This is a genomic window from Arthrobacter sp. I3, from assembly GCF_000520575.1.
GTDB lineage: Bacteria > Actinomycetota > Actinomycetes > Actinomycetales > Micrococcaceae > Arthrobacter > Arthrobacter humicola_A.
This window is the reverse complement of record NZ_KI914903.1, coordinates 118,687-122,075: the sequence shown is the minus strand read 5'-3', so window position 1 is coordinate 122,075 and position 3,389 is coordinate 118,687. Positions and strand designations below refer to the sequence as shown.

4 protein-coding genes are annotated in these 3,389 nt (G+C 69.8%); 1 reads left to right on the top strand and 3 read right to left on the bottom strand.

What is annotated here, in order from left to right; all coding sequences use genetic code 11:
• Positions 1 to 147: RNA polymerase-binding protein RbpA (locus Y706_RS27785; RefSeq protein WP_043434713.1), on the top strand; the 147-nt coding region annotated here is incomplete at its 5' end.
• 151 nt (positions 148 to 298) lie between these two features.
• On the opposite strand, the gene Y706_RS0104215 is transcribed toward Y706_RS27785, so the two are convergent.
• The 3 genes from Y706_RS0104215 to Y706_RS23585 form a co-directional block, all read right to left on the bottom strand.
• Positions 299 to 1,036 carry a VOC family protein gene (locus Y706_RS0104215; RefSeq protein WP_028275588.1) on the bottom strand — a complete coding sequence of 246 codons (738 nt, stop codon included), beginning with the start codon at positions 1,034 to 1,036 and terminating at the stop codon, positions 299 to 301.
• Positions 1,037 to 1,083: 47 nt separating this feature from the next.
• Complete coding sequence (locus tag Y706_RS0104210) at positions 1,084 to 1,830, bottom strand: polyprenol monophosphomannose synthase (RefSeq protein WP_028275587.1); 747 nt, start codon at positions 1,828 to 1,830, stop codon at positions 1,084 to 1,086.
• Between the two features lie 465 nt (positions 1,831 to 2,295).
• The coding region (locus Y706_RS23585) for an amidohydrolase family protein (protein ID WP_156945061.1) at positions 2,296 to 3,389 on the bottom strand (1,094 nt) is incomplete at its 5' end.

The window sequence follows — 3,389 nt, the reverse complement described above, 5'->3', positions numbered from 1 at the left end:
GAACGCCCCGTCAACAGCAACGAGAAGGCAGTGCGCACGCACTGGGACATGCTGCTGGAGCGCCGCTCGCTTCCCGAACTTGAGCAGATCCTCGAAGATCGCCTCACCATCCTGCGCGAACGCCGCGGCGAACGCCGCTCGGCCTAGTCCCCAGCGCACCGGCTACGGCAAGGGCCGGGCCCGCATCATTCGATGCGGGCCCGGCCCTTTTCCTGTTCCTGCGCCTCCATGCTCTGCGGCTCCTCTGCGCCTCCTGCGGCTGCATCGCCTGGACGCGCACAGGAGCCGGAAGACTGCGTCAGCCGGGGGTGAGGACGCAGAACTCGTTGCCCTCCGAGTCGGCGAGGCAGACCCAGGGCACATCGCCTTGGCCGACGTCGGCGTCAGTGGCGCCCAGAGCCCGCAGCCGGGCCACCTCCGCCGCTTGATCATCACCCGGGTACGGCATCAGGTCGAGATGGACACGGCCCCACACGGCAGGCACGCCGGGCGTACGAAGGAACTCAAGGTACGGCCCGACACCCTTGGCCGAACGCAGCCTCGCGTGATCGTCGTCCACCTCGTGCAGGGTCCAGTCCGTCGCCCCGGCCCAGAACCCGGCCGTGGCCCGTGGGTCTGCACAGCTGACCACCACCGCGGCGATCGGCCCGGTGTCCTGGTAGATCGGGCGGGGCTCCAGCACGCGGAACAGGTTGCCCTCCGGGTCGGCCAGAACCGTCCACGGCTCAGCACCCTGGCCGACGTCGGCGGCCGTCGCGCCGAGCCCCAAGAGATGCGCCACCAGCTCCGCCTGGTGGGCCGCAGAGGTGGTGGCGAGATCGAGGCGCGCCCGGTACCCCACCGTCTCGGGGTCCGGGACGGTGACGACATCGACGCAGACGGCGGCGGGGTCCGGCCAGACGAAACCCAGGGGTTCAACATTGGTCACACCGGGTCCCTCGCTGGACACACCCCAGCCGAGTGCCTCCGCCCAAAACCGGCCGAGCGTTGAGTCATCCTGAGCCTTGAAATTCACCTGAACAAGTCGCAGCGCCATACCGCCCGACCCTATACCCCGGTGATGCCCGGACCGGGAGACACGCCTTAGGCGTCCTGCCTGCTGTCCTGCTTGCCCCGGAGCTTGTTCCAGCGGGCCGTGAGTCCCCATTTGGTGACGTTGATCATGGCTTCGACGACGATGTTGCCGCTCATCTTCGAAGCGCCGAGCTCGCGCTCCACGAAGGTAATGGGCCGTTCCACGATGGTCAGGCCGAGCTTGGCCACGCGCCAGGCGAGATCCACCTGGAAGCCATAGCCTACCGAGTCGACCGCATCCAGGTTCAGCTTCTCCAGCGTGGTCCGCCGGAAGGCGCGGAAGCCGCCGGTGACGTCCTTGATCCTTACTCCGAGCATGATCCGCGCGTACGTGCTGCCGACGCGGCTGATGGCCTGGCGGTAGAGCGGCCAGTTGACCACGCGGCCGCCGGGAACCCAGCGGGAGCCCATGGCGAGGTCCGCGCCCTGCTCCACGGCCTCGATCAGCTGCGGCAGCTGCTCGGGCTGGTGCGAGCCGTCAGCGTCCATCTCCACGAGGATGTCGTAGCCGGCGTCCAGGCCCCACTTGAAGCCCGCAATGTACGCCGCTCCCAGGCCGGCCTTTCCGGCGCGGTGCAGGACGTGGACCTGTCCGTCTTCTGCGGCCATGCGGTCCGCCAGCTGCCCCGTGCCGTCAGGGCTGTTGTCGTCGACAACCAGCACGTCGGAGGCGGGCACGGCTGTGCGCAGGCGACCGAGGGTCTTGGGCAACGATTCCAGCTCGTTATAGGTCGGGATGATGGTGAGGACACGCACAGCGAGGCCTTTCCTTGAAGGGAGCGGTCGGTGCGCCGAAAGTCAATGGTTCCGGATATTCAGGCGCAACTTCCCATTATAGGGAGTTGCGCGCCCGTGGGGCGCCCGCGAGGCGGCCGTGCGGCCGCCCGGGCAGGTCCACCCGCTTCGGGCCAGTTCCGGCAGGCCACGAATTGCGGCGCCGGAACCGTTTTCTGCTGCGAAGTAGACCCGCCCCCTGGGGGTGCCCGTGGTCATGACCAAGTAAAGCTCCCGCGGGTGCGGCAACCTGGGAAGGACCGGGGACTGCCGGAGTCTGCGCGGTACGCAACCCTCCGTTGCCCCTCAATGCTACGGGGGCGGGCCGATCTGTCAACCGAGCCGTGACCTGCCGTTTCGTCTGTCGGCGCAGTTCAGGGCGGGGTCGCGGATGGAAATTTTTCCGCTCCGTCCGCTGGATGACGGGCCGGATCAGGCGCCAGGTGTTCAGGCGTGGAGGGCGCCGCTGGCATAGAGTTCCTGGCCGTCCCGTACCGTCAGGAGGCAGGCAGGATCGCTGCCGGTGTCCAGCGCCGGCAGCAGCGGGGTGCGGGCGCGGGGGTCGGTGCTCCACGACTGCACGCGCCCGTCGGCCACCTGGACCATGAGCTCCTCGACCTCCCAGACCGCAAAGCTGGCCGGAGCGCCCGGCACCAGTTGCCCGGCCATGGGGTTGGGGTAGCGGGCTGCCCGCCAGCCGGCCCGCGTGTGGCCGAGGAACGCGGCGCGGGCGGAGATCTGTTCGGCGGGATTGGTGTGCTGCAGGCACGCGCGCACGCTGGACCACGGCCGGAGCGGCGTCACCGGACTGTCGCTGCCGAAGCAGATCGGCACACCGGCCGCGTAGAGGCTGCCAAAGGCATTCATTCCCAGCCGGCGGGAGCCGAGGCGCTGCTGGTACAGGCGGTCCCCGCCACCCCACAGGGCGTCGAAGACCGGCTGCGCGCTGACGCTGACCGAATAGCGGGCCAGCCGGCTGATGGCCGCGGCATCGGCGAGTTCGACGTGCTCGAACCGGTGCCCCGCGGCACGGACGCGCTGCTCCCCCACCTCAGCCGCGGCGAGGTCGAGGGCGTCGAGGGCCGCGTCCAGGCCGGCGTCGCCGATCACGTGGAAACCCGCCTGGATCCCCAGGAGGGAGCACGCCGCGAGGTGGGCGGCTGCCTCGGCCACGGAGAGGTACAGGTTGCCGCGCTCTCCGGGCGCGTCGGTGTAGTCCGCCCGCAGGGCGGCGGTCCGTGAGCCGATCGAGCCGTCGATGTTCAGGTCACCGGCGAGGCCCAGTACAGGCAGGCCCAATTCGTCCAGGATGGACTGGGCATGTTCGGCGGATCCGGCGAGCTCGCCCCAGTACGGCAGGATCTCCGGCACTGCCACGCCGTCCACCCCGTTCGGTCCGCCGCCGGAGGTGCTGTTCCAGGCCACCGCGAGCCGCAGGTCCTCGATGCTTCCGATATGCGGCGCGGCCATCTCGGCGAGGGCCACGTAGCCGTTGGCCGCTGCCTCGGCGAGGGCGCGCTGCTGGTATGCGCGCAGGGCGT

Bases quoted from the DNA above. Each gene is read 5' to 3' on its own strand.
- Y706_RS0104215 (WP_028275588.1), bottom strand. From the start codon at position 1,036: ATGGCGCTGCGACTTGTTCAGGTGAATTTCAAGGCTCAGGATGACTCA.